The sequence below is a fragment of the Streptomyces sp. UNOC14_S4 genome, assembly GCF_020740835.1.
In the GTDB taxonomy this organism is placed as follows: domain Bacteria; phylum Actinomycetota; class Actinomycetes; order Streptomycetales; family Streptomycetaceae; genus Streptomyces.
This window is the reverse complement of the sequence record NZ_JAINFC010000931.1, coordinates 1-1,280: the sequence shown is the minus strand read 5'-3', so window position 1 is coordinate 1,280 and position 1,280 is coordinate 1. Positions and strand designations below refer to the sequence as shown.

General features: G+C 69.1%; 1 protein-coding gene. It reads left to right on the top strand.

What is annotated here, in order from left to right; translation table 11 throughout:
- Nucleotides 1–1,256 (top strand): branched-chain amino acid ABC transporter permease (locus K6I34_RS37105; protein ID WP_229332412.1); only part of this gene is annotated, 1,256 nt, incomplete at its 5' end.
- Nucleotides 1,257–1,280 lie beyond the last annotated feature (24 nt).

Genomic DNA, 1,280 nt, shown 5'->3' with positions numbered 1-1,280 from the left:
CCCTCCCCGCCTGGGCCGAGATCCTCGTCATCGCCGCCGCGTTCGGCCTCGCCCTCTACCTCGCCACCTACGGCATCGGCACCGAGTACGGCGAACTCTTCACCGGCTTCCTCCTCCTCACCGGATTCGCCACCCTCGCCCTCCGCTCCTCCGGCATCATCACCCGCCTCACCGCGCTCACCCGCAAACACCGCACCGTCACCCTCACCGCCACCCTCGTCTCCGCCGTCGCCTTCCCCCTCACCCAGTCCACCGACCAGTACACCCTCATCGCCGTCAACATCCTGATCTTCTCGACCGTCGCCCTCGGCCTGAACGTCGTCGTCGGCCTCGCCGGCCTCCTCGACCTCGGCTACGTCGCCTTCCTCGGCGTCGGCGCCTACACCGCCGCCCTCGTCTCCGGCTCCACCGCCTCCACCCTCGGCGTCCACTTCCCCTTCTGGGCCGCACTCCTCACCGGCGCCGCCGCCTCACTCGTCTTCGGCATCGTCATCGGCGCCCCCACCCTCCGCCTCCGCGGCGACTACCTCGCCATCGTCACCCTCGGCTTCGGCGAGATCTTCCGCCTCACCGTCGGCAACCTCAACGGCGAACTCGGCCCCTCCGTGACCAACGGCCCCAACGGCATCCCCAACATCCCCGACCTCGTCCTCTTCGGCTACACCTTCGGCACCACCCACCACCTCGCCGGAATCACCATCAACCCCTTCGCCAACTACTACCTCCTGATGCTCCTCATCACCGTCCTCGTCGTCCTCGTCTTCAGCCGCGCCGAGAACTCCCGCATCGGCCGCGCCTGGATCGCCATCCGCGAGGACGAAACCGCCGCCACCGCCATGGGCATCAACGGCTTCCGCCTCAAACTCCTCGCCTTCGCCCTCGGCGCCACCCTCGCCGGCCTCGCCGGCACCGTGCAGGCCCACGTCACCTCCACCGTCGTCCCCGAGCAATACGTCTTCGCCGGCCCCGTACCGCCCAACTCCGCCTTCCTCCTCGCCGCCGTCATCCTCGGCGGCATGGGCACCATCCGCGGCCCCCTCATCGGCGCCGCACTCCTCTACCTCATCCCCGCCAAACTCCAATTCCTCCACGACTACCAACTCCTCGCCTTCGGCGCCGCCCTCATCCTCCTGATGCGCTTCCGCCCCGAAGGCCTCATCCCCAACCGCAGGCGACAACTCGAATTCCACGAACAGGACACCGCCGCCATCACCGGCGCGCCCCACACCCTCGGCATCACCAAGGCGGAGGCGTAGACCCCATGCCCACCACCCACCACG